Origin of the sequence: Candidatus Thiodiazotropha endoloripes (assembly GCF_001708965.1) — a bacterium.
In the GTDB taxonomy this organism is placed as follows: Bacteria; Pseudomonadota; Gammaproteobacteria; order Chromatiales; family Chromatiaceae; genus Thiodiazotropha; species Thiodiazotropha endoloripes.
Genome location: NZ_LVJW01000006.1, coordinates 1118028 through 1143943, shown reverse-complemented (window position 1 = coordinate 1143943; position 25916 = coordinate 1118028). Strand labels below are relative to the sequence as shown.

Sequence of the window (25916 nt, the reverse complement as noted above, 5' to 3'; positions counted from 1 at the left end):
GAACAATAAACACTCTGACTAAGCCATGGTTCGATCGGTTGTTCACGACTGACCGGTTGTGTCGGACTTATTCAGATTTCACCTGCAAAGTGAATCAATAATGAGGATGGAGTAATGAAACCAATCATAATCGGAATCTTTCTAGTCGCTTTTTCACTGGCCGCTGGTGCCGCCGTGGTGGGTGAGCCGGTGGAGTATCGCTATGGTGGCACCCTGATGAAAGGCTATCTGGCCTACGACGATGCGGTGATGGATAAACGACCGGGTATTCTGGTGGTCCATGAGTGGTGGGGTCATAATGAGTATGCCCGTAACCGGGCGAAACAGTTGGCCGGCATGGGTTATACCGCGCTGGCGGTGGATATGTATGGTGATGGTAAACTGGCCAACCATCCAAAGGATGCGGGTAAATTCGCGGGTGAAGTTAAGAAAAACATGTCTGTGGCCACCGAAAGGTTCAAAGCCGCCATGTCTCTGTTACAGAATCATAAAAGTGTCGCCTCTGAGGATATCTCAGCAATCGGTTACTGCTTTGGTGGCGGAATCGTCCTGGAGATGGCGCGCCGGGGACTGGATCTCGATCTGGTGGGGAGTTTTCATGGCAGTTTGCCGGCGGTCAAACCAGCCGAAAAGGGTGTGGTCAAAGCCGAGGTGCTGGTTTTCAACGGTGCGGATGACCCCTTTGTCAAGCAGGAACATATCGATGCCTTCATGGCGGAAATGGCTCATGCCAATGTGAAACACAGCTTCACCAACTATCCGGGGGCCAAACACTCGTTTACCAACCCCGATGCGGATAAGTTTGGTAAACAGTTTGAACTGCCGCTGGCCTATGACCAACAGGCCGATCAACAATCCTGGGCGGCTCTGAGTAAGGCGCTGAACAGCATCTATAAGTGATCGCCGATCGTTTTTGAATCAGCCCTCTTAGATAGAGGGCTGGTGTTGATAAATCTGTCGTTTGTCAGCAGGGCCTGATTACTCATCATCCCGTTTCGCAATCAGTCTGATCTGTGGCTCGCAGGTGACCTGCAGCGTGATGGGTCGGCAACAGACACTACAGTCCTCGATGTAGCTCTGCTCAGGTAGGCTGCGGTCGACCAAAGCCTCATTCTCCTCGCCGCAGTAGGGGCAGTGGTATGTTCTGCTTTCAAGCAGGTTCAAAGCGGTTACGCCTAATCGCTGCAGGGCATCCGCCGGCAGACACTTTTCGCCCGGTTTTTCGCATGGGCCTCGATGTACTTTGCGTAGCGGATTTTTGACGCATCAAAGCGGCTCTCCTGCTGCAGATTATCGAGCAGGGCGGCGGGCAGATCGCGTAGCCAGTTGGTGAGATACCGCTCACGACCTCCCTGGATCTCGCAACGTTCGGCATGAGCCACCTGAATCAGCAGTTTGGTCGAGATCCGCTTGGCATTCACTTCGACCCAGCTGTTGATCGGTTCATCGACCGAGCAGTAGATTTTCTGACAGTCGTTGAAGCAGCCTTTCGTGATCGCCTGACTGCGATGAATGGTGATCTTTTCCAGACTGACCTGGGAGAAAAAGGTGGAGAGTTTGTTGAGGGTGGATTCCGGTATGTTGACGTTTTCCCCGACCTGAGATTCGACAGCACGCTCAACCAGCTGATCAAACTGTTGTAGCAGTCGCTGCCGCTTGTCATTGACGGCGGTCTTCTGCTGCAGGGTGGCCGGGCGCTCATGGCGCAAGTCGCGACAGGCCATGTATTCAGCTCCCGGTGTCTGGTTGAAACGCTCCAGGACCTCAAACCCCAACGGGCATCTGTTGCGGGAGACGAAACAGGGTAAGCGGTTTTTGACCCGGTAGTCGTTGCACACCGTTACAGCCTTTTGTCGGTTGCTTCTCGACTCTTTATGGCGATCCGCAGTGGCTGGCAGTGAGACAGCCAGGCCGCTGATGATCAGAATGAGTATCCGTCGGTACATGGTTTATGCCGGTGCCATTGTCAGCAGCTCTGTTGTTATGTGGCGTCAAAATATGATTGCTAAAATCTATTATGACTCTACAAATCGATATCCGCCATAGCCGATCTGCCGGGTGCTGTTCCTTCAGCTCGATGAGGTCTCATGCTCAAGCAGATGACGCATCTGGTTGAACTGCTGTAACTCGTCCTTATCAACCTGCGGATATTGAGGTGCCATGGATTGCAATGTCTTGCGGATGATTTTTGCAACCTGCCAACGCATATAGGGTTTGTTGTCTGCCGGTATGGCATACCAGGGTGCCCAGGGCTTGGAGGTGGCAGCCAGGGTTTCATGGTAGGCCTTCATGTAGTCGTCCCAATGGGCTCTCTCTTCAACATCCTTAATCGAAAACTTCCAATGTTTGTGCGCCTCGTTGAGGCGGGAGAGAAAACGCATCCGTTGCTCTTCTTTACTGACATTGAGCCAGAACTTGAGAATTACCGTGCCGTTCAACGCCAGATGCTGCTCGAATTGGCGGATCGAGGCAAAGCGCTGCTGCCACAGATCGTTCAGCTCCGGTGGAAGGTTGATACGTTGGGATTCCAGGTATTCGGGGTGAACCCGAACCACCAGGGTCTCTTCATAGTAGCTTCGGTTGAAGATGCCGATGCGTCCCCGTTCAGGCAGCGCGCGGGTGGTGCGCCAGAGAAAATCGTGGTCCAGCTCGAGTTTCGACGGCTGTTTGAATGAGAACACCTGACAACCGCTGGGGTCGATACCGGTCATCACCGCCCGGATTGTGCTGTCCTTGCCGGCTGCATCCATGGCTTGAAAAATAATCAGAAGTGCCCGGCGGTCCTCCGCATAGAGACGGCGCTGCAGCTCATCCAGATAATCGATCTCTTCGGCGAGATTTTTTTTACAACGCTTTTTGCCGGGTACGTCATCCGGTGGTTGGCTGGTCAGCGCTTTGATTTTCAAACCACCATCCAGTGGCACCAGATAAGGACTGTCGATTGGGCTGCTCAATGGTCTCTCCTAGGGACGGCTAATCAGTCAAGCAGTTGTGCCATCCGCTGTCCCATCTCCGCCGGGGAGCGGACAACCTGGGCGCCGGCCGATTCCAGAGCCTGGAATTTAGCTTCCGCCGTGCCTTTGCCGCCACTGATGATGGCACCCGCATGTCCCATGCGTTTTCCAGGAGGTGCTGTCACACCGGCAATATAGGCAACAACTGGTTTGTTGACATGTTGTTTAATATAGTCGGCGGCTTCCTCTTCCGCTGAGCCGCCGATTTCACCAACCATGATGATGCCTTCCGTCTGTTCATCCTCTTCGAACAGCTTGAGGCAGTCGATGAAGCTGGTGCCATTGATCGGATCGCCACCGAGACCCACACAGGTACTCTGGCCAAGTCCTGCCTGAGTGGTCTGATGGACCGCCTCATAGGTCAGGGTGCCGGAGCGGGACATGACACCGACTCTGCCGGGTTGATGAATCACCCCCGGCATGATGCCGATTTTACAGGCGCCAGGCGTGATGATGCCTGGGCAGTTGGGGCCGATCAAGCGGGTTGGATAGCTTTTCAGTGCCTCTTTGACTTTCAGCATATCGAGTATCGGAATCCCTTCGGTGATACAGGCGATGACCCGGATACCAGCGTCTGCCGCTTCAATGATGGCATCCGCGGCAAAGGGGGGTGGCACATAGATCATGCTGGCGTCTGCGCCGGTTTCGGCAACGGCATCGTGGACGGTATCGAATACCGGACGATCCAGGTGGCTCTGTCCTCCCTTGCCCGGGGTTACGCCACCGACCAGATTGGTGCCGTAGGCGATCGCCTGTTCCGAGTGAAAAGTACCCTGCTTGCCGGTAAAACCCTGGCAGATGACTTTGGTGTTGTTGTCTACAAGAATGCTCATCTTAATCTGATCCTGTCTGGAATGGTTTCAGGCGGCAGCCGCGACGGCCTTTTTGGCAGCCTCGGTGAAGTCGTTGGCGGTAATGAAGTCGAGCCCACTCGAGGCGAGCATCTCCAGGCCCTGGCTGGCGTTGGTGCCTTCCAGTCTGACCACTACGGGAACCTTTACACCGATACTGCGTGCTGCCGTAATGATCCCCTCTGCAATCAGGTCGCAACGGACGATGCCGCCGAAGATATTCACCAGGACGGTTTTCACCTTCTCATCGGAGAGGATCAGTTTGAATGCCTCGGTGACTCGCTCCGCTGTGGTGCCACCACCCACATCCAGGAAGTTGGCAGGTTCGCCGCCATGCAGTTTGACCATATCCATGGTCGCCATAGCCAGTCCGGCGCCATTCACCATGCAGCCGATGGTGCCATCCAGGGTGATGTAGTTGAGATCGTGTTGGGCGGCGGCCGCCTCTTTTTCGTCCTCCTGTGAGAGATCCCGCAGGGCTACCAGCTCCTGGTGTCGATAGAGCGCGTTGCTGTCGAGGTTGATTTTAGCGTCCAGTGCCATGAGATTGCCGTCGATGGTGATGATCAGCGGGTTGATCTCGATCAGACTGATATCCTTTTCGATGTAGAGACGGTAGAGCGCCATCATGATCTTGGAGAACTGTTTGATCTGGTCGCCTGCAAGGCCCAGCCCGAAGGCGAGTTTGCGGCACTGGTAGGGCAGCATGCCAGTGGAGGGGTTGATTACGGTGGTCAGAATCTTCTCCGGCGTGGTGGCGGCCACCTCTTCGATGTTCATGCCGCCCGCCTCGGATGCCATGAAGGCGATACGCGAGCGTGATCGATCGAGCAGAGCACCAAGGTAGAGCTCTTTGTCGATATCACTGCCCTGCTCCACAAGAACCGAGTTGACTGGGAGTCCCTGAGGGCCGGTCTGGTTGGTAACCAGTGTCATGCCTAGGATCTCTCCCGCCATCTGCTCGACTTCGTCCAGGTTGCGGGCCAGTTTTACGCCGCCCGCTTTACCACGCCCGCCGGTATGGGCCTGGGCCTTTATGACCCAGAGTTTACCGCCCAGTTCCTGGGCGGCGGTTCGGGCTTCGCTCGGGCTGGATACAGCCTGCCCCTGGGGTACGGGAATGCCGTAGCTGGCAAACAGTGATTTGGCTTGATATTCGTGTAGATTCATAGATTCGCCTTGGTGGATGGTCTGGTGGCACGTATTTTTTATTCCAGGCACCTGAATATGGCCCTAATAAGGTGCCGGCTTAATACTTATGGGCTCATAAGTTTAATTATGGCGTGTGGCGATAAAAATTTATAGTGCTTTGCACAATAAGTATGGTTTTAGAGTCCTGATTTGGTCTGTTGTAAACCGCCTGACTATTGCCCACATAAGATGCTTGATCCTTTATTTATAGTTTTTAATGCTTCATTTATCAAATATTAGATATATCAATCCACGCTTATATTGAAGGTATATGTCTAAAAAACAGGTAAATATCGGTAAAAATCCATGAAAATGATGACTTCGTCGACTTCCCCGCTATGCCTGGTTTTGCTCCGCAGTTGATAGTTTGTTAGGGTATGCGCCCCTCAAGGTCCACAACGTTGGATTGGCGAGGAGTACTGAACCTGTATGCTTTGGCGGGCTGTGATGACTGCAATCACGGATAGCCAGCCATTGTAGAGCTCGGGTTGGGTGGATGAATTGAGGCCAAGAAGTAGAGGCAGCCGTCATAGTGTCGGATTACTGTTCGGAGCTGTGGATCTGTCCACTGTGGCGAGACGATTACACTCCCTGGGATTGAATCCTTCAGCTGATCTTCGGCTTTGAAGTTTAAATTAGTCTAATAAAACAAAAATGTTTCCGCCCCCGATAGAGGAAGCTGAGAGGCGTTTGCCACTTCAGCATGGGGCTTGATACGACCAAGACAATCTCTAAAGAGACTCAGGTTAAACAAGCGACAGATCTGGAGCTGAATATGCCGCAACAGTCACCATTGACTCGAATACCTCTGCACACCGTCGATTTTGACGAAGTCCCGAAACAGCAATTCCGGGTCTATACCGCCAGGGATTTGGACAAGATCAAAGAGCTGCAACTGCTGCCAGAGTCGTTGCGTTTCGAAATGAAGGTGGTCTCGGCTGTATTGCCGTTTCGGGTCAATGCCTATGTGATCGAAGAGCTCATCGACTGGCAGCGAGTGCCGAATGATCCAATCTTTCAGCTGACCTTTCCACAAAAGGGGATGCTTTCTGATGTTCACTACAACCGCATGGCAATGGCGATTCGTTCTGACATGGACAAGCAGGCCCTGAAGCTTGTGGCGAATGAGATACGTCAGGAGTTGAACCCTCATCCAGCCGGTCAGCTTGAGCATAATGTACCCTGCGACTCGGCCGGTGAGCCGATCCCGGGGCTGCAGCACAAGTATCGTGAAACGGTGCTGTTTTTCCCCAGCCAGGGGCAAACCTGCCACAGTTACTGCAGTTTCTGCTTTCGCTGGGCCCAGTTCGTCGGTGATAAAAATCTTCGCATGGCGACCACCGAAGCGGACAAGCTCTACGGTTATCTTGAAGAACACCCGGAAGTCACCGATCTGCTGGTCACCGGTGGTGATCCGATGGTGATGAAAAGCCGTCAGTTGAAGAGCTATCTGGAGCCTCTGCTGCACCCCCGTTTCAGCCACATTCAAACCGTTAGAATCGGTACTAAGGCCTTGACCTTCTGGCCGCAAAGATTCATCACAGACGATGATGCGGATGAGTTGGTCGAGTTGCTGCACCATCTGGTGCTGGCGGGTAAGCATGTGGCAATCATGGCCCACTACAACCATTGGCGTGAGCTGGATACGGATATCGCCCGTGCCGCGATTCGCCGCTTGCGTGCAACCGGCGCCGAGATTCGAAGTCAGGGTCCCCTGCTGGCCCATATCAATGATTGCGAAGATGATTGGGTAAAGCTCTGGAATGAACAGATCAAGCTCGGGATCATCCCTTACTATCAATTTGTTGAACGGGATACCGGAGCCAGGCGCTATTTTGAGGTGCCTCTCTATAAGGCCTGGCAGATCTACCGGCAGGCGATGCAAAAGGTTTCCGGACTGGGCCGTACTGCGCGTGGTCCGAGTATGAGCGCCGATCCGGGCAAGGTGGAGATCCAGGGGATTGCCGAGATGAACGGGCAGAAGGTGTTTGTGCTGAGGTTCATCCAGGCCAGGGATCCCTCCTGGGTCCAGCAGCCGTTTTTTGCCAAGTTTGATGAACAGGCGACCTGGTTTGACCAGTTACAGCCAGCAGACGAACACTCTGAGCGCTTTTTCCGTAAGCCCGCTGTTTGATGCGGGGAAGCGGGCCTGGCTATAAAACTCAATAGTTATCATTTACATAATCTGATGATGCACGGCCAGCCTTCAAGCTATAATTTGGGGGCTTATAAAATTATTATATGAGGCGTGTGGAGATTTTAATGCAATCTCAATTCTGCATGCAGTAGGCGAGATAGAAGCTCCTGGAGGGTGTGAGATAGCCCCCTTTACGCTCTTGCATCTCCTGCTATCATCAGTCAGGATTACTGCTCCCGCCCTACCATGGGTAGAAAAATTTATAATTAATTCACAGAGTTATATCTGTTTTAACGGTAACTGGCCTTTTTACTCAAAACGGCATATCGTGGCGTGTATTGGGTTGGTTTGCGGTACTTTACGGAGTTCACCATGGCGGATAATGAGAAAACTTATACCTTGACGAATGATGAGACCGGTGTGTCGATCAAATTACCGGTACGCGAGTCGGTTCAAGGCCCACCTGCAATCGATGTTTCATCACTCTATAAAGATGCGGGTGTTTTTACCTATGATCCAGGCTTCATGTCGACAGCCAGCTGTAACAGTAAGATCACCTTCATTCAGGGTGAGGTCGGCATACTCGAGTATCGAGGTTATCCCATCGAGCAACTTGCCGATGGTGGAGACTTTCTGGAAACCGCTTATCTGCTGCTCAATGGTGAACTGCCGAGTCAGCAGGAGCTAGGCGATTTCAACAAGCTGATCAGTCGCCACACCATGCTGAATGAGACGCTAAAGCATTTCTTCGGTGGTTTTCATTATGACGCCCATCCGATGGCGATCATGGTTGGGGTGGTTGGCTCCCTGTCCGCTTTCTATCATGATTCACTCGATATCAATGATCCTGATCAGCGACAGGTTGCCGCGCATCGTTTGATCGCCAAGATGCCGACCATTGCGGCTGCCAGTTATAAGCACAACATCGGTGAGCCGATCATGTATCCGCGCAATGATCTCTCCTACTGCGCAAATCTGCTGCACATGATGTATGCGACACCCTGTGAAGATTACGAGTTGGATCCGATTGCCGAGAAGGCCCTCAACCTATTGTTCATCCTGCATGCGGATCACGAGCAGAATGCCAGTACCTCAACTGTACGTCTGGCGGGCAGCTCACTGGCCAATCCGTTTGCCTGTATTGCCGCGGGTATTGCCTCTCTTTGGGGGCCGGCTCATGGTGGCGCCAACGAAGCGGTGCTGGATATGCTTGCAATGATTGGTGATGTATCGCAAATCGATAAATACATCGCCAAGGCAAAAGACAAGGATGACGGCTTCCGTCTGATGGGATTCGGTCATCGTGTCTACAAGAAGTACGACCCTCGCGCGGGCATCATCAGAGATGTCTGCCATCAGGTACTGGAGAGGCTGGCGGACAACGACAACCCGATGTTCGAGTTGGCTCAAAGACTGGAAGAGATTGCACTCAATGATGAATATTTCATCGAACGTAAACTCTATCCGAATGTGGACTTCTATTCCGGTATCATCTACCGGGCATTGGGTATCCCGAACAATATGTTTACCGTGATGTTTGCCATTGCCCGTACCGTCGGCTGGGTTGCCCACTGGATGGAGATGATGGACGATCCGAGGCAGAAGATCGGTCGACCCCGGCAGATCTACAAAGGTTATCCACGTCGGGATTATAGGCCGATTGGCGAGCGCTGATCACGGCTTGTTGGAGAACGATCAGGCTTGTTTTGCTGCCGGACTTCAGCGGCAGTTAAGCAGGCACTAACCCTGGGTGGTTTCCCGGGTCATCGGAAAAGTGCCTTCATAATAATCCGCTTCCACAGAGTGCTGCTCGTCGAGCAGTGCTTTCAGCTGCTTGATGCCGGCGCTCTGAAAAGGTTTGTGATCGAAAGGATCCAGTGGGCGTTTACGGTTTCTCCCGCTCGGGAACACCATCAACAGGTATTGAATCCCATCCGCGCTAAAGCTAAAACAGGGGATGGTTTCATGGCTACCGTCACTGAAGCTCAGTTGGCGCTGTTTCTCATGCCAGGGAATGTGTAAATCACTCAAAGCGAACAATACCTCCTCAGGTGTATCCGCCTGCAGGTGTAGCTCAATGTGGCTATTGTCATCCGCTGTTCCCTGCAATACAGGTCCGACCAGCAGCGGTTGAAACTGCTTCAGCGCCTGCATCGCATCCAGCGCACTTTCACGCAGTTGATTGAGTGCATTGTGTTGTTTGTCACCCAGCACCAGGCGTTGCTGTTCCTTCAGCGCCTGTTCGATCTCATCCCGACTTGGCATCAGTTGTTGCTTGGTGATGCCATGTTTGGCAGCTGCCTTGCGACAGGCGTAGGCCAGGTTGTCGGTACGCAGCTCGGTTAGAATTTTTGCCGCTTCATAAGCGATGCGTTTTTGTAATGATCTTTTTCCGCTGCTCATAGGGGTCTGCTAATCGATGGTTTCTGACAGAGCTATTAGGGCCTGTTAATGGTTTCATGATAACAGGCTCTGACACGACTAGCTTAGGCCATGGTTTTGTCGATAAATTCAATTTCAGTGTGGTTTTCCGCTGCCGGGTTTTTAAAAAGGGTCTTCTATTGCATTGACGCTGCTTTCGTTCTGTCCCCGACGTCTGTTGTTGTTGAGGTCGTGTTTAGGTGGCTTGGGCGCCTTGTCCACTTCAAAAACTTCAAAGATTGCGTTGGGGTGGCCTACATTGACCGGTTTGCCGGTCTCTGAATCGATGCGCATGGTGAGCATGCCTGGTGGCATGTCGGGTGACTTCTCTTCAATGCCGTTGAGTGCCACCTGCATGAAATCGATCCATGCCGGGAGCGCCGCCCGCCCGCCAACCTCACCTCGGCCGAGCGGGGAAACATCATCAAATCCGATCCAGGCGGTGGTGGCCAGATAGTGGTTGAACCCGTTGAACCAGGCATCTTTCTGATCGTTGGTGGTGCCGGTCTTGCCAGCGATGTCTTTGCGGCCGATCACTCTGGCCTTACGGGCCGTGCCCAGCTGAATGACATCCCGCAGCATTGAGTGCATGAGATACTGGTTCTGCTCGGTTATCGCCCGTTTGGCGCAACGGGGGACGACAGGAAGTTCCTCTTCGCTCTGCTCAGGCAGAGATGCCAGTGCCTGAAGCTTTTCATTGGCCTCCTCTACCGCCTGTTGCATGGTCTCGTCACAAACCTGCAGTGGATTGGCCTGATAGAGTTCTTCACCTTTATCATCACGGATGGTGTCAATGATGTGCGAAGAGACATAGTAGCCGCCGTTGGCCAATACACTATAACCTTCAACCATCGCCAGTGGGGTGACAGCACCACTCCCCAGTGCCAGCGAAAGGTCGTAGGGTAGCTGGTTTTTATCGAAGCCGAAGCGGCTGGCGTAGTTGATCGCATGCTTGATTCCCATCTTGCGCAACAAGCGGATCGAGACCAGGTTGCGGGAGTGGGTCAAGGCATATCTGAGGCGGGTGGGCCCGAAAAACTTTCCACTGTAGTTTTCCGGGCGCCAGGTCGCCTCCAGCCCTTCGTCATCGAAAACGACGGGTGCGTCATTGATGATGCTGGCCGGATTGAAGCCCGCTTCGAGTGCTGCGGAATAGATGAAGGCCTTGAAGCCGGAGCCTGGCTGGCGTTTGGCCTGAGTGACCCGGTTGAATTTGCTCAGATAGAAATCATAACCACCCACCAGAGCCTTGATTGAGCCATCGGAAGGTGATTGGGAGATCAGTGCGCCGGAGACTTTCGGTATCTGACCAAGTCGCCAGTAGGGTTCCCCCTTTTCATCCTTGTCGCTGTAGAGATAGATCAGGTCACCCGGTTTGACGATTTCACTTGCCTGTTTGGGTTCAGGCTGTTTGCGTTCGCTGTCGATGTAGGCGCTGGCCCAGGAGAGGCCTGGCCAGTCGATGGTTAGTTCCTCTCCTTGCCCGGTTAGAACTGTGATCGACTTCTCATCTATAGCAATTACCATCCCTTTTTTAAGGTCGGCAGCGCTGGGGATGGCGGTTATGATCTCTATCAGTTCTGTCTGGTCAGGCTCTTCGCTGAGCTCATGATGACCAGCGGGACCCCGGTATCCATGCCGTTTGTCGTAGGCCTGGACCGCGTTCCGTAAAGCGAGATTTGCGGCTTCCTGAAGGTGGCTTTCAATTGTGGTTGTGATGGTGTAGCCACTGGTATAGGCTTCCTGTCCAAAGCGTGAAACTGCTTCAGCCCTTGCCATTTCAGCAACATAGGGAGCTTCGATCTCGCTTGGCGCGGTATGAAGCTCGGCTGTGATCGGGGTTGCTTTTGCGGCATCAAACTCAGCCTGGCTGATAAGGTTCAGCTCCAGCATTCGGCCGAGAACATAGTTTCTGCGGATCAGTGCCCGCTGTGGATTTGAGATCGGATTTAAGCGTGAAGGCGCCTTGGGCAGACCGGCAATCATGGCGATTTCGGAAAGCTCAAGTTTTTCCACCGGTCTGCCGTAATAGACTAAAGCAGCGGCACCGACACCGTAGGAACGGTGACCGAGATAGATTTTGTTAAGGTAGAGCTCGAGTATCTCCTCTTTGGATAACAAGCGCTCTATCTTGAATGAGAGAAAAATCTCATTGAGTTTGCGAGTGTAGGTCTTCTCGCTACTGAGGAAAAAGTTCCTCGCGACCTGCATCGTGATGGTACTGCCGCCCTGCCGTCTTTCGCCGGTCAGGAGCAGCTGTACGGCTGCGCGAATGATGCCGTGATAATCGACACCAGGGTGTTGGAAGAATCGGTCATCTTCAGCGGCCAGAAAAGCTTGTATCATGCGAGGTGGAATATCGTCATAGCCAAGGGGCTCACGGCGTTTTTCACCAAACTCAGCGATTAACAGGTGGTCGCTGCTGTAGATACGAAGGGGAACCTGCAGACGCACATCCTTGAGTGTTTCAATGGATGGCAGCTTGGGTTCAAGATAGAGATAGGCGCCATAAAGGCTGCAGGCACCTATCACGGATAGGCCGAATAAGAAGTAAACGAGGTATCTTAAGAGTCTGTAGAACGACTTCATGCGCTGGTTCACAGAATTGGTTGATCCGGGGAGACCAGAATGGTCCCATGCAAAGTCCGATAGTCTAGCAAATAAAATGCGAGCTTTTTGAGCTCTTTTGTGAAAAAATGTCTTCACAAAAAAATCATTTGCTGCTATATAGTTACTTACTCTAGTTAAAGAGAATCCTAGTTAAGTTCTGCGGCATAAGGATCGTTTGGGTAAACCGCATGTCACTATTCGGAAGAAAAAAGCCGCCTTTGATAGGCATCGACATAAGCTCTACAGCCGTGAAGCTGCTGGAGTTGTCGCAAGCCACGGGGCGCACCGGTTCGACTTATCGCGTCGAGTCCTATGGCGTGGAGCCGCTCCCCGGAAATGCTGTCGTGGAGAAGAATATTGCTGAAGTCGACGCTGTCGGCGAGGCGATACGCACAGCGGTCAGGCGATCGGGATCCAAGGCCAAGCATGCTGCTGTCGCCGTTTCAGGCTCTGCAGTCATCACCAAGGTGATATCGATGCCGGCCACGCTCTCTGATCAGGAGCTGGAAAGCCAGATTCAGTTGGAAGCCGATCAATACATCCCCTACCCTTTGGAAGAGGTCAACCTGGATTTCGAGGTTATCGGTCCTTCCGAGAAGAACCCGGAGCTGGTGGATGTGCTGTTGGCAGCCTCACGAAGTGAGAATGTCGATGACCGGGTTGAGGCGCTGGATATCGCCGGACTGACGGCCAACATCGTGGATGTTGAAGCCTACGCCATGGAGAATGCCTGCTCCCAGCTACTCGATCAGTTGCCGGAACATGGTGAAGATCAGACGATCGCGATCGCGGACATCGGCGCCACCACGACCACATTGAATGTGCTGCATAACAACAAGATCATCTACACCCGTGAACAGAATTTCGGTGGTCGCCAACTGACAGAAGAGATTCAGCGTCGCTACGGACTCTCAATCGAAGAGGCCGGAATGGCGAAACGTCAAGGCGGATTACCCGATAACTACGTGCCTGAAGTGCTTGAGCCGTTCAAGGAGGCGATGGCGCAGCAGGTAAGCCGCTCGCTACAGTTCTTCTTCTCTTCCAGTGCCTATAACAGCGTTGACCATATCATCCTGGCCGGCGGCAGTTCTTCCATACCGGGCATAGACGATCTGGTGGAGGAGAAATTGGGAACCCCGGCATCGGTGGCAAATCCATTTGCCAACATGTCGGTATCATCCAGGGTTAAACCCCAGGCGTTGAGTGCCGATGCACCTGCACTGATGATTGCCTGTGGTCTCGCACTGAGGAGTTTTGACTGATGGCGCGCATTAACTTACTCCCCTGGCGGGAAGCAGAACGCAAAGAGCGCCAAAAAGAGTTTGGGATGATGGTGCTCGCCGGGGCTCTCTTCTCTGCCCTGGCTGTTTACGGTGTTCACAGTATCATCCAGTCTCAAATCGAGGCGCAAAACCAGCGCAACAACTTTCTGAAGCAAGAGATCAAGACGGTTGAGAAGCAGATCAGCGAGATTCGTGACCTGGATAAGACCAAGCAGAATCTGCTGGCCAGAATGAATATCATCCAGGAGCTGCAGAGTAGCCGGCCACAGATCGTTCATCTGTTCGATGAGGTAGTGACCACTCTGCCAATGGGAGTCTATCTCGACCAGATAGATCAAACCGGCAGCGATGTGACATTCGAAGGACAGGCCCAGTCCAATGCGCGGGTATCCTCCATGATGCGGAATATCGACAACTCAGAGTGGCTGCAGAATCCAACCCTCGACTTTATCGAGAGTAAAGAGAAAACCGGTACTGGTTACAGCCATTTCAAGCTCACGGTAAAGCAGACCTCCCAGTCCGAGGAGGTTGAAGAATGAACTTAGAAGACCTCAACGAATTAGACTTTAGTAATGTCGGAATCTGGCCGACACCGGTGAAAATGGTTGCCGTTGTGCTGGTTGCCATTGCTGTGATGGTCGCCGGATACTATCTGGTTATCGAAGACCAGCTGACGCAACTGGATTCAGTGGAGAGAAAAGAGCTGGATCTGCGTAAAGAGTTCGAGACCAAGCAGGCCAAAGCCTCCAATCTGGATGCCTACCGCCAGCAACTGGAAGAGATGAAGCAGTCTTTCGGGACCATGCTGCGTCAACTGCCAGACAAGACTGAAGTGGCTGAGTTGCTTGTCGATGTATCACAGACCGGATTGGCTTCCGGGTTGGAATTTGAGCTCTTCAAGCCACAGGAGGAGCAGCCGAAAGACTTTTATGCTGAGCTGCCGATCCAGGTTATAGTGAAAGGCGAATACCATGAATTCGGTAACTTTATCAGTGGGCTCGCCGCATTGCCCCGGATTGTGACGATTCATGATATCAAGATTAAACGGGGCGATCCCAAATCTGCAGATCCCAAGCTGACACTGGAGGCTACTGCCAAAACCTACCGCTATCTCGATGAAGAGGAAGGAGAGTGAGTGTGAGTATTGTGCAGCATAAATACTGGTTGTTGACCGCACTACTGCCACTGCTGATCCTGGGTGGGTGCGCCAACCCGAATCTGGCAGAGCTGAGGGGCTACGTGGCTGAAAGAAAGGCTGCGCCTCCGGCACGTATCGAGCCACTTCCGGAGATCAAGCAGATCGAGACATTTCTCTACTCTGCAGCGGGGCGACGCAATCCGTTCATCGATATGTCTGGAGAGGAGGCTGAGACCTCCAGTGTCTCTGGCAATGGATTAACACCGGATTTCAATCGTCGCAAAGAGGAGTTAGAGAGCTTTCCACTCGATGCCATTCGTATGGTGGGTACCCTGGAACAGACCGGTGTGGCCTGGGGCTTGGTCAAAACCCAAGAGGGGACGGTTCACAAGGTGAAGTCTGGCAACTATATGGGCCAGAATCATGGCCGCATCATGCTGATTACAGAAGACAGAATCGAATTGAACGAGATTGTCCAGGATGGTTCTGGTGGTTACATTGAGCGTCAGGCTTCGCTAGCGTTGGCGGAATAGTCAAGAGGATTTCGAGATGAGGGGTTTGCCAATGGCACTCAGACACTGTGGGATGGATCAATCTGGGCTGGTTCGCGCATTAGCGCACAGGTTTTTTGGATTGGCGTTGCTGATGATATTTACAGGTTCGCCTCTGGCTGTCATGGCCGGGCCTGCTCTGCAATCCATAGACTTTTCCGCACTGCCCGGAGACAGGGTTCAAATTGCTTTGGAGATGTCTGGCCCGGCCAGCGAGCCGACCAGTTTTGTGACTGAGAATCCAGCTCGTATCTCCTTCGACTTTTCCGGTGTGAGCAGTTCTCTCGGATATAAAACAAAACTGATTGGTGTTGGTCCTGCACACAGCATCACCGCTCTGGAAGCCGGTAATAGAACCCGCTTGGTAATCAACCTCTCATCCATGGTGGGTTACAAGACGGAAGTTGAAGATACCAAAGTTTTGATCACCCTGGATGTGAGTAACCAGGGGATAGGTTCCAGTGCCAGTTTAGCCCAGCAACCCAATACCTCGAGTATGACCTATGAAGAGGCAGAAGCGGCCTCATCCAGCGGTGGCAGTTACGATGTTGCAAACATTGATTTTCGTCGTGGTGAAGCGGGTGAGGGGCGCATTTTAGTCACTCTGGGTAATCCTGCCGTACCGGTGGACGTACGGGAACAGGGTGGCAAGATCGTTATGGAGATCTTCAAGGCCACCATTGACAATGCCCTGGTGCAATCTCTCGATGTAATGGATTTCGCCACCCCGGTCAGCAAGGTCGAAACCAAACCTGTGGGTGAGAATGTTGTCATCGAGATCAGTCCCGTCGGTGAATATGACTACCTTGCCTATCAGGCAAACGAGGTGTTTGCGGTTGAAGTTCGTTCACTCAGCAAGCAGGAAAAAGATGCCTTGCTGAAGGAGCGGCTGGTCTTCACCGGTGACAGATTGTCGCTGAACTTTCAGGATATCGAAGTCCGCGCTGTGCTGCAGCTGCTGGCTGATTTCACCGGCTTGAATCTTGTCACCAGTGATACGGTAGACGGCCGGATTACACTACGACTGAAGAACGTACCCTGGGATCAGGCTCTCGATATCATTCTCAAGTCTAAAGGTCTTACCAAGCGACAGATCGATAACGTTATCATGGTGGCACCAACAGAAGAGGTAGCCGCAAGAGAGCAGTTGGAACTTGAGTCCCAGCAGAAGATTGAAGAGCTGGCGCCTTTGAGATCCGATTTCATCCAGGTCAACTATGCCAAGGCCCAGGATCTGGCGGATCTGTTGAAGTCTGAAGAGAATCGTCTGCTCTCGGAGCGTGGTAATGTCACCGTGGATGTCAGGACCAACACCCTGTTGATCCAGGATACAGCTGCCAAGCTCGAGGATATCCGACGTCTGCTGCAGAGGCTGGATATCCCGGTCAGACAGGTACTCATCGAATCCAGAATCGTCATCGCCAACAACGATTTTGCCAAGGATCTCGGTGTGCGTTTTGGCGCCAATTTCGATGGCTCTTTCGATGATAACTTTACTCTGACTGCTGGTGCCATGCCTGGTCATCTCGATAACTCTTTCGGTATTGCTCCTGGAATCGAGAACAATGGAGATAGCTCAACTGATGCGAATCGTGAGGCATTGATGGTCAATCTGCCGGTGAATTCCCCATCCGGTGGTCTTAACTTCCTGGTCGGCAAGGTTGGCAGCTATCTGTTGCAGCTTGAGCTTACCGCGATGCAGACTGAAGGCCGGGGTGAACTGGTCTCCAGCCCGCGGGTGATCACCTCGGATCAGACCCAGGCATCGATCAAGCAAGGTGTTGAAATCCCCTATCAGGAAGCAACCGCGAGTGGCGCGACCAAGATCTCTTTTAAAGAAGCGCTGCTGAAGCTGGATGTGACTCCACATATCACCCCGGATGACAGAGTCAGAATGGATCTGCTTATTAACAAGGATAGTCCGGACTACACACGCTCCATCCTGGGTGTTCCACCCATCGATACCCGTAAGATTGAAACCACCGTCCTGGTGGACAATGGTGAAACCGTGGTTCTCGGTGGCGTGTTTGAGAGAAACAAGACCAAGGCGACTGAAAAGGTCCCATTCTTTGGTGACATCCCCTATGCGGGTGTGCTGTTCAGGCGTAACGAACAGGTTGACGACAACAATGAGCTGCTGATTTTCGTAACCCCGAAAATCCTCAAGGAAACCCTCACCGTTCGTTAACAAGCGGATTCACCCGGATCAAAAGGCGTGCCTTAGTTGCACGCCTTTTTTCGTATGAAAACACTGGTTTAGCACAATTTCAAAGCTGCTTCGGACGAAGCTTTACAGTTCACTTATAGAATAAAGCTTTTCTGTAGCGTCAAATCTGCTGTATAAACTCAGCTTAACTGTACCGCCACTTCGTCTTACCGATGTTAGTATGCATGTTCAAAATCTTTTTTTAATCGGCCCGATGGGTGCTGGAAAGACCACGGTCGGCCGCCAACTTGCGGAGCAATTCCGGAAGGAGTTTATCGACTCCGATCTGGAGATTCAGCGGCGCACCGGGGTGGATATTCCGACCATTTTCGAGTTTGAAGGTGAGCAGGGTTTCCGCCAGCGTGAGCAGGAGGTGATCGACGAGCTGACTCAAAGAGATGAGGTGGTGCTTGCGACCGGTGGTGGTGCAGTGATCAATGAACAGAACCGCAAAGCACTCTCATCCAGAGGGCTGGTGATCTATCTGCACTGTACGGTTGATCAACAATATGAGCGAACCCATCGAGATAAAAACCGGCCTCTGCTGCAGACCGATGATCCAATGGCCAAGCTCAAGTCGCTGATGGCTGAGCGTGATCCTCTCTACCGCCAGACCGCCGACTTGTTGATCAGTACCGAGGGCAGAAACACCCAGGCCGTGGTGCAGGATATTCGCAAGCAGATCAATTCACTAAACTCGTAGGGTAGAAGTCTTGAGTAATTATGAGCAACGATTGGATGTGGATTTAGGCGATCGCAGCTATCCGATCTACATAGGTGAAGGGGTGTATGCCGAGACCAATCACTATAAAGAGGCCATTCCAGGTCGCCAGGTGATGGTGGTCAGCAATGAAACAGTCGCCCCGCTCTATCTGGAGCAGACCCTGAACGCACTGGCGGATTTCGATGTGGCCACTTGTATCCTGCCGGATGGTGAGCAGTACAAGACGCTGGAGATGGTAAACAGGATCTACAGCGCCATGCTTGAACAGCGTTTTACCCGACAATCGACACTGGTTGCACTGGGTGGTGGCGTGATCGGCGACATGACCGGTTTCGCTGCGGCGACCTATCAACGGGGTGTCCACTTCATTCAGGTGCCCACCACGCTGTTGGCCCAGGTGGATTCCTCCGTGGGTGGGAAAACCGGTGTCAATCACCCGCTTGGTAAAAACATGATTGGGGCCTTCTACCAGCCCCGTCTGGTGCTGGCGGATACCGCAACCCTCAGAACCCTGGATGACCGGCAGTTTGCCTCCGGGCTGGCGGAGGTCATCAAATACGGATTGATCGTGGATGAGCCTTTTTTCAGCTGGCTTGAAGAGCATATGGATGGTCTGCTTGCGCGGGATCCGGAGTTGTTGGCTTACGCCATTCAGGTCTCCTGTCGCTGTAAGGCGGACGTGGTTGAAGCGGATGAAAAAGAGGCCGGGCAGAGGGCGTTGCTCAATCTCGGGCATACCTTCGGTCATGCGATTGAAACCGGCATGGGTTATGGGGAGTGGCTGCACGGCGAGGCGGTGGCGACCGGCATGTGTATGGCTGCGGATCTCTCCTGTCGATTGGGATGGATGCCGCAGCAGGATTTTGATCGTACGGTGCAGCTGATTGAGCGGGCCAAACTGCCGATAACGCCACCCAGGGCTTTAACCCCAGAGCGCTTCCTTGAACTTATGGCCGTTGATAAAAAGGTTATGGATGGCAAGTTAAGACTTGTTCTGATGAATAAAATCGGCCAGTCTTTGGTTACAGATGATTTTGATCTGAAAAAACTCGAGCAAACATTACAGCACTACGCTGACTGATCTCATTTATAACGGAAACAAATGTGTCTGATAACAATGAGTTCTTTTCAACTCCGGAAGTCACCGCCCATCTCGATCTGATCCGTCATCTGATCGAGAATAGTGAATTGGTGCCGTTGGTCCGGGGTGCCGAAGGGAGTGGTAAATCACTACTGGCATCCCGCTTACAGGAAATGGCACCTGAGAATTGGATGGTCTGCCATTTCTCTGCTGAGCCTACGTTGCAACCTGAGCGGTTGCTGGCCTTCATTGCCCGTTGCAGTGGTCTACCGGACATTGCGGGTAATCTCATGCAGCGTCTGGCGGATCGATTTGAGGTATTGAGAAAACGCGGCAGGACCCCGGTACTGCTGGTCGATGATGCGCAGATGTTGCCACCCACCAGTCTGATGACGCTGTTGCGTCTGTTTGAGCGACAGGTTGAAGGTGACCGGCTGGTGAGTATCGTGCTGTTCGCTGATGAGCAGATCGATCTGCTACTCTCCACCCCTCAGCTGCAGGTGATGACCCCGCAATCGATTCAGGCCATCGATATGCCTGTACTGACCCGACAGGAAGCCAATGGATTTATGGGTCATCTGCTTAAAAATGAGGGATTATCCGAAAACTTTGCCCTCGATGAGACCAAGCTGAACCGTTTGTACAAGGAGACCGGTGGGGTACCCGGGCCTCTGGCAAGCGCGATTCTGAATGAAGTTGGTATTCAGGGAGAGTCAAAACCGGAGGCTTTGAGTGGCTACCGAAAGCAGCTGTTGATGATCGGTGTGCCGGTGGTATCGGTGATTCTGTTGCTGTTGCTGCTTCAGGGGCCGATCAATTCCCTGTTTGAACCAACCGTTGAGTCTCGGGCCGAACCTATGGCAAGTCAGCCGAAAGCGGAGGAGATCGTTCTTCCGCCGCCGGATGCGGTGGCGCAAAACCTCGTACCCAATCCAGACGCACCAGTTGATCCGAACGAATCCGGCGACCTGGCTTCGATGGTCCCGGCTAGGGATGATCAGCGGGTTGCTGAGGCTATTGAGCCGAGTCAGGAGCAGGTGGCCACACCCGATCCGGTCTCCATGGACTACTCGGCAGTTGAGGTTGCCCCGATCGATGAGGGGGAGGCTGAAGCTGAGAAGGCCGTTGAGCAAGAAGTCGAGGCTGACGTTGGCGAAACGGAAAAACCCGCTGAAGTGATTGTTGAAACAGTTGAATCCAGTGCGCCCCCTGAAGCGGAGTTGAGCGAGCCGGCGCCCGCTCCGGATCTGGCGCCTGCTATGGAAGAAGTGACTGCTGAGGTCACGACAGACAGCTCACCGGCCGTGACAGCAGCTGACGCCGCTGTCGAAGTTGAGTCAGATGAGCCAGCTGCGGCAGTTGCAGAGGTCAGAGAGGTCATTGCGCAGCCGGTTGAGGCTGTTGCTCCGGCCGTTGAAGCCGAGGTCGAGGCTGATCCATTTGCAGAGTCAGTAGCCTGGGTGAAGTCTCAACCGGGAGAGAACTATACGCTGCAGCTGATCGCGGTTGAGAATCTGGCCTCCTTAAATCGCTATATTGCACTTAATTCCCTAGAAAATCAGGTTGTTACGGTAAAAACCCTGAGAAAGGGGGCACCCTGGTATGCGCTGATCTGGGGATCCTTCGCCAGTCGTGATCAGGCGCTGGCAGCACAGGGCGATCTGCCGTCGGCGGTGCGCAAGGGGGGAGTGTGGGCCCGAAGTTTTGCTTCTCTGCAGAATCTTCCTTGAATCAGCGGTTGATCAGTTGATAAGGCAACTGTCTGATTCTTAAAAGATAACCCGGCAAGCGCCGGGGCGCCTGTTAAAACCACGATTGAAAAATGGTCTAATTTTATCTGGACTGTATAATCTAGGGGCCAGTACACGGCGGTTTAGAATTGAGAATCCGATAGGCAAACTAAAAAAGCCTTAAGCTCTAGCCTGAGACGTGATTCTCAAGTATCCTATCAGGTTCTGCGACACCGGGCGGCTTGATTCGCCGCCGTGAATTCCTTATTTCAGGTTATTTGCAAAACCTTCGGCGCGATATAACAGTCGCCGGGGGCGGGCAAAATGAGGTTTGTGAAATGAGCCATGGTGCTTTACCACCAAAACAGGGACTCTATGATCCCGCCAATGAACATGACGCCTGTGGTGTTGGTTTTGTTGCCAACATCAAAGGGGTTAAAAGCCATCAGACCGTCCTGCAGGGACTGGAGATACTGGAGCGGCTAACCCACCGTGGCGCTGTAGGCGCGGATCCCAAGGCTGGGGACGGTGCAGGTATTCTGTTACAGATTCCTGATGCTTTTTTCCAGGCTGAGACCGGCTTTGACCTACCGGAGCGTGGCGACTACGCCATCGGTATGGTGTTTCTGCCGCAAAACAGCGACAGCCGGGCGGTAGCCGAAGATACCATCGAGGCGATGATCGCCGCCGAGGGGCAGAGGCTGCTTGGCTGGCGCGAGGTGCCGGTCGATAACAAGGATCTTGGTTACAGTGTGATTCCCACTGAGCCAGTGGTGAAACAGGTATTTGTCGGACGTGGTGACAACTGCGCTGACCAGGATACCTTCGAACGCAAACTGTTTGTCATCCGCAAGCAGATTGAAAACAAGATCGAACAGTCGGAGATGGAAGGAAGCAGTGATTTCTACTTCACCTCTTTCTCCTCCCGCACCATCGTCTACAAAGGTATGCTGCTGGCGAACCAGGTCGGTGACTACTTTACCGACCTGACCGATGAGCGGATGGTCTCGGCGCTGGCCCTGGTGCATCAGCGTTTCTCCACCAATACCTTCCCGACCTGGGATCTTGCCCACCCGTTCCGCATGATTGCCCACAATGGTGAGATCAACACCCTGCGTGGCAACGTCAACTGGATGCGGGCGCGTAAGAACTCCATGGCTTCGGCGGTGCTGGGTGACGATCTGGACAAGATCTGGCCACTGATCCCGGAAGGGCAGTCGGACTCTGCCTGTTTCGATAACGCGCTGGAGCTGCTGGTGGCCGGCGGCTACAGCCTGTCTCACGCCATGATGATGCTGATCCCAGAAGCCTGGGGTGGCAACAAGCTGATGGATGAGCAGCGTCGCGCCTTCTATGAATACCATGCGGCAATGATGGAACCGTGGGATGGCCCGGCGGCTGTGGCGTTCACCGATGGTCGCCAGATCGGCGCCACCCTCGACCGTAACGGCCTGCGTCCCGCCCGCTATCTGATCACCGAGGACGATATGGTGGTGATGGCCTCAGAGATGGGCGTGCTGGATATCCCGGAAGAGAAGATCGTCAAGAAATGGCGTCTGCAGCCAGGCAAGATGTTCCTCATCGACCTGGAGCAGGGACGCATCATCGACGACGCCGAGATCAAAGCGGAACTGGCCAAGGCCAAGCCCTACCAGGATTGGCTGGATCAGACCCAGATCCACCTGGATGCTCTGCCATCGGATGTAGCGCCGATGGCGCCCAGTGACGAAGATCTGTTGGATGCCCAGCAGGCCTTCGGCTATAGCCAGGAGGATATCAAATTCCTGCTCACCCCGATGGTGGTGACCGGACAGGAAGCGACCGGCTCGATGGGTGCGGACAACCCGCCCTCGGTACTGTCGCTGAGAGCCAAGCATCTCTCCACCTACTTCAAACAGAATTTTGCCCAGGTGACCAATCCGCCGATCGATCCGATTCGTGAGGAGCTGGTCATGTCCCTGGTCAGCCTGATCGGCCCACGCCCCAATCTGCTGAATCTGGGTGACGCCTGCGATCATATGCGACTTGAGGTCAGTCAACCTGTACTGACCAACGAAGACCTGGAACGGGTTCGTCACATTGAGGACAACACCGGTGGCGTGTTCCGTACCAAGACACTGGATATCATCTACCCGGTGATGAACGGCGCCAAAGGTATGAAAGGTGCGGTGAAAGCGCTCTGTGAACAGGCGGAACAGAAAGTCAGAGAAGGCTACAACATTCTGATCCTCTCCGACCGGAAAGTGGATGCGGACAACATTGCGATTCCCGCCCTGCTGGCCACCTCGGCGGTACATCACCACCTGATCCGCAAAGGTCTGCGTACCGAATCGGGTCTGGTGCTGGAGACCGGTGGCGCCCTGGAAGTACACCACTTCGCCACCCTGGCGGGTTATGGTGCGGAAGCGGTCAATCCCTATCTGGCTTTCGATACCATTCAGAACCAGCTTGCCACACTGCCTGAGCCACTCTCCTTCCACGAGGCGCAGAACCGCTACATCAAAGCGATCGGCAAAGGCTTGAAGAAGGTGATGTCGAAAATGGGCATCTCCACCTACCAGTCCTACTGCGGTGCACAGATTTTCGACGCGGTCGGTCTCTCCAGCCAGTTTGTCAGTGATTACTTCACCGGTACCACGACCACCATCGAGGGTGCCGGCATGAGTGAAGTGGCGGCTGAAGCGGTGAAGTGGCACGACAAGGCATTTGGCGATCAGCAGATCTACAAGAAGCACCTCGACGTGGGTGGTGATTATGCCTACCGCCTGCGCGGCGAGGACCACAATTGGACCCCTCAGACCATCGCCAAGCTGCAGCACGCGGTGCGCAGCAACGATTGGGACACCTATCAGTCCTATGCGGATGCGATCAACGAGCAAAACGAGATTCTGCTGACCCTGCGTGGTCTGTTCGAATTCAAAGCGGCGGATCAGCCACTCTCTTTGGATGAGGTAGAGCCGGCGAGCGAGATCGTCAAGCGATTCGCCACCGGCGCCATGTCCTTCGGCTCCATCTCTTATGAAGCCCATTCAACCCTGGCTGTGGCGATGAACCGCATCGGCGGCAAGTCCAACACCGGTGAGGGTGGTGAAGAGCCGGAGCGCTTCAATCCAATGCCGGACGGCACAAGAAACCCGGAGCGTTCCGCCATCAAGCAGGTGGCATCCGGCCGTTTCGGTGTCACCAGTGAGTATCTGGTCAACGCCGACGATATCCAGATCAAGATGGCTCAGGGTGCGAAGCCCGGTGAGGGCGGTCAGCTGCCCGGTCACAAGGTCAATCAGCAGATTGCCCGGGTACGCCACTCCACGCCTGGGGTTGGTCTGATCTCACCGCCGCCCCATCACGACATCTACTCGATCGAGGATCTGGCTCAGCTGATCCATGATCTGAAGAACGTCAACCCGAATGCGCGGATCTCCGTCAAACTGGTCTCCGAAGTCGGAGTGGGCACCGTGGCTGCCGGGGTCTCCAAGGCCCATGCGGACCATGTCACCATCTCCGGTTACGACGGCGGCACCGGCGCCAGCCCGCTGACCTCCATCAAGCATGCCGGCTCACCCTGGGAGATCGGCCTGGCCGAGACCCACCAGACCCTGGTGCTGAACAAACTGCGTGGCCGCATTGCGGTCCAGGCCGACGGTGGTATGCGTACCGGCCGGGATGTGGTGATCGCCGCCCTGTTGGGTGCGGACGAGATCGGTTTCGCCACCGCCCCGCTGATTGCGGAAGGCTGCCTGATGATGCGCAAGTGTCATCTCAACACCTGCCCGGTGGGTATCGCCACCCAGGATCCGGAGCTGCGCAAGCGCTTCACCGGTACCCCGGATCACGTGGTCAACTTCTTCTTCTTCGTCGCCGAAGAGGCGCGTCGTCTGATGGCCGAGCTGGGTTTCAGGACCTGGAACGATATGGTTGGCCAGAGCGATCGCCTCGATATGCGCAAAGCGATCAACCACTGGAAGGCGAAAGGGCTCGACTACAGCAGGCTGCTGAAAAAACCTGAAGCGACCGACGATGTAGCGATCTACAACTGCGAAGACCAGGACCACGGGCTGGACAGGGCGATCGACCACGAGCTGATCAAACAGGCTCAACCGGCGCTGGAGTCCGCAGAACCGGTGAAGATCGAGATCGGTATTCACAACTACAACCGTACCTTCGGCACCATGCTCTCCGGGCGGGTGGCTGAAAAGTATGGCCATGCGGGTCTGACCGACGACACCATCTACATCAAGGCCAAGGGTACGGCAGGTCAATCCTTTGGCGCCTGGGTGGGCAAAGGCATCACCATCGAGCTGGCCGGTGAAGGTAACGACTATGTGGGTAAAGGTCTCTCAGGCGGTCGTCTGGTGATCTATCCACCACAAGAGTCGGCCATCGGTAAAGCGGAAGAGAACATCATCGTGGGCAACACCGTACTCTACGGTGCAATCGGTGGTGAGTGCTATTTCCGCGGTGTGGGTGGTGAGCGTTTCGGCGTGCGTAACTCCGGTGCCACAGCGGTCATTGAGGGCGTGGGTGACCACGGCTGTGAATACATGACCGGTGGCGTGGTGGTCTGTCTCGGACCGACCGGACGCAACTTCGCCGCAGGCATGTCCGGCGGTATCGCCTATGTGCTCGACGAAGTCGGCGATTTTGGCGATCGCTGCAACATGGCTCAGGTCGAACTGGAACCGATTGAGGAAGAGGATCTGGCGCTGGAAGCCCTGGATCATCAGGGTGGTGATCTTGAGAGCCACGGCATGGTCGATCTCAGCCACGACATGACCCGCTTCGACGCACTGCGCTTGAAGCAGCTGATTGAACGCCACCATCACTACACCAACTCGGATGTCGCGAAGAACATTCTGGATAACTGGGAGGCCATGTTACCGAAGTTCGTCAAGGTCATGCCGGTCGAGTATCGGCGTGCGCTGAAAGAGATGCAGGCAAAAAAGCGTGGTAGTTCAGCTGCCAGCCATGGGAGTCACTAA

19 protein-coding genes are annotated in these 25916 nt (G+C 53.9%); 12 read left to right on the top strand and 7 right to left on the bottom strand.

The genetic code is table 11. The features are described 5' to 3' along the window. The first annotated feature begins 114 nt into the window (after positions 1 to 114). The gene (locus tag A3193_RS15825) at positions 115 to 900 is read left to right on the top strand and encodes a dienelactone hydrolase family protein (protein ID WP_069003266.1); all 786 of its coding nucleotides are present in this window, start codon (positions 115 to 117) and stop codon (positions 898 to 900) included. Positions 901 to 978: 78 nt separating this feature from the next. Here A3193_RS15825 and A3193_RS15820 read toward each other — a convergent pair whose 3' ends face one another. The 5 genes from A3193_RS15820 to sucC form a co-directional block, all read right to left on the bottom strand. Beyond that, entirely contained in the window at positions 979 to 1164 is a 186-nt protein-coding gene (locus tag A3193_RS15820) for a CPXCG motif-containing cysteine-rich protein (protein WP_414630414.1), read from the bottom strand. Between the two features lie 11 nt (positions 1165 to 1175). Continuing rightward, a complete protein-coding gene (locus A3193_RS15815) occupies positions 1176 to 1946 on the bottom strand; it encodes a hypothetical protein (protein WP_069003267.1) in 771 nt (256 codons plus the stop codon). A gap of 123 nt (positions 1947 to 2069) precedes the next feature. Next, positions 2070 to 2954 carry a PPK2 family polyphosphate kinase gene (locus tag A3193_RS15810; RefSeq protein WP_069003268.1) on the bottom strand — a complete coding sequence of 295 codons (885 nt, stop codon included), beginning with the start codon at positions 2952 to 2954 and terminating at the stop codon, positions 2070 to 2072. 23 nt (positions 2955 to 2977) lie between these two features. Further along, positions 2978 to 3847 (bottom strand): succinate--CoA ligase subunit alpha, encoded by an 870-nt coding sequence (sucD, locus tag A3193_RS15805; protein ID WP_069003269.1) that lies wholly within the window; start codon positions 3845 to 3847, stop codon positions 2978 to 2980. A gap of 27 nt (positions 3848 to 3874) precedes the next feature. Beyond that, positions 3875 to 5035 carry an ADP-forming succinate--CoA ligase subunit beta gene (sucC, locus tag A3193_RS15800; protein ID WP_069015266.1) on the bottom strand — a complete coding sequence of 387 codons (1161 nt, stop codon included), beginning with the start codon at positions 5033 to 5035 and terminating at the stop codon, positions 3875 to 3877. A gap of 796 nt (positions 5036 to 5831) precedes the next feature. Here sucC and A3193_RS15795 point away from each other — a divergent pair. Further along, on the top strand, positions 5832 to 7190 hold the full coding sequence (locus A3193_RS15795; RefSeq protein ID WP_069015508.1) for a KamA family radical SAM protein: 1359 nt from the start codon (positions 5832 to 5834) through the stop codon (positions 7188 to 7190). Positions 7191 to 7565: 375 nt separating this feature from the next. Continuing rightward, positions 7566 to 8867, top strand: coding sequence for a citrate synthase (locus tag A3193_RS15790; protein WP_069003271.1), 1302 nt, complete (start codon positions 7566 to 7568; stop codon positions 8865 to 8867). Positions 8868 to 8933: 66 nt separating this feature from the next. Here A3193_RS15790 and A3193_RS15785 read toward each other — a convergent pair whose 3' ends face one another. Beyond that, positions 8934 to 9596, bottom strand: a complete 663-nt coding sequence (locus tag A3193_RS15785) for a hypothetical protein (protein ID WP_069003272.1) — start codon at positions 9594 to 9596, stop codon at positions 8934 to 8936. A 141-nt stretch (positions 9597 to 9737) separates the two neighbouring features. Next, entirely contained in the window at positions 9738 to 12146 is a 2409-nt protein-coding gene (locus A3193_RS15780; RefSeq protein ID WP_235615015.1) for a penicillin-binding protein 1A, read from the bottom strand. Between the two features lie 266 nt (positions 12147 to 12412). Here A3193_RS15780 and A3193_RS15775 point away from each other — a divergent pair, with 266 nt between their 5' ends. The 9 genes from A3193_RS15775 to gltB all read left to right on the top strand — a co-directional run bounded on the left by A3193_RS15775 (position 12413) and on the right by gltB (position 25916). After that, positions 12413 to 13486: a pilus assembly protein PilM gene (locus A3193_RS15775; protein WP_069003274.1), complete on the top strand. Its 1074-nt coding sequence runs from the start codon at positions 12413 to 12415 to the stop codon at positions 13484 to 13486. Then, positions 13486 to 14046 (top strand): PilN domain-containing protein, encoded by a 561-nt coding sequence (locus A3193_RS15770; RefSeq protein ID WP_069003275.1) that lies wholly within the window; start codon positions 13486 to 13488, stop codon positions 14044 to 14046. The genes A3193_RS15775 and A3193_RS15770 overlap by 1 nt, the downstream gene beginning before the upstream one ends. Beyond that, positions 14043 to 14642 carry a type IV pilus inner membrane component PilO gene (locus tag A3193_RS15765; protein WP_069003276.1) on the top strand — a complete coding sequence of 200 codons (600 nt, stop codon included), beginning with the start codon at positions 14043 to 14045 and terminating at the stop codon, positions 14640 to 14642. The genes A3193_RS15770 and A3193_RS15765 overlap by 4 nt, the downstream gene beginning before the upstream one ends. Positions 14643 to 14644: 2 nt before the next feature. Continuing rightward, positions 14645 to 15178 carry a pilus assembly protein PilP gene (locus A3193_RS15760; protein ID WP_235615014.1) on the top strand — a complete coding sequence of 178 codons (534 nt, stop codon included), beginning with the start codon at positions 14645 to 14647 and terminating at the stop codon, positions 15176 to 15178. 112 nt (positions 15179 to 15290) lie between these two features. Continuing rightward, on the top strand, positions 15291 to 17384 hold the full coding sequence (locus tag A3193_RS15755) for a type IV pilus secretin PilQ (protein ID WP_235615013.1): 2094 nt from the start codon (positions 15291 to 15293) through the stop codon (positions 17382 to 17384). Positions 17385 to 17583: 199 nt separating this feature from the next. After that, on the top strand, positions 17584 to 18105 hold the full coding sequence (gene aroK, locus A3193_RS15750) for a shikimate kinase AroK (RefSeq protein WP_069003279.1): 522 nt from the start codon (positions 17584 to 17586) through the stop codon (positions 18103 to 18105). A 10-nt stretch (positions 18106 to 18115) separates the two neighbouring features. Further along, positions 18116 to 19207 carry a 3-dehydroquinate synthase gene (aroB, locus tag A3193_RS15745; RefSeq protein WP_069003280.1) on the top strand — a complete coding sequence of 364 codons (1092 nt, stop codon included), beginning with the start codon at positions 18116 to 18118 and terminating at the stop codon, positions 19205 to 19207. A gap of 23 nt (positions 19208 to 19230) precedes the next feature. Beyond that, the gene (locus tag A3193_RS15740; protein ID WP_069015264.1) at positions 19231 to 20937 is read left to right on the top strand and encodes an AAA family ATPase; all 1707 of its coding nucleotides are present in this window, start codon (positions 19231 to 19233) and stop codon (positions 20935 to 20937) included. A gap of 338 nt (positions 20938 to 21275) precedes the next feature. Further along, a complete protein-coding gene (gene gltB / locus A3193_RS15735; RefSeq protein ID WP_069015263.1) occupies positions 21276 to 25916 on the top strand; it encodes a glutamate synthase large subunit in 4641 nt (1546 codons plus the stop codon).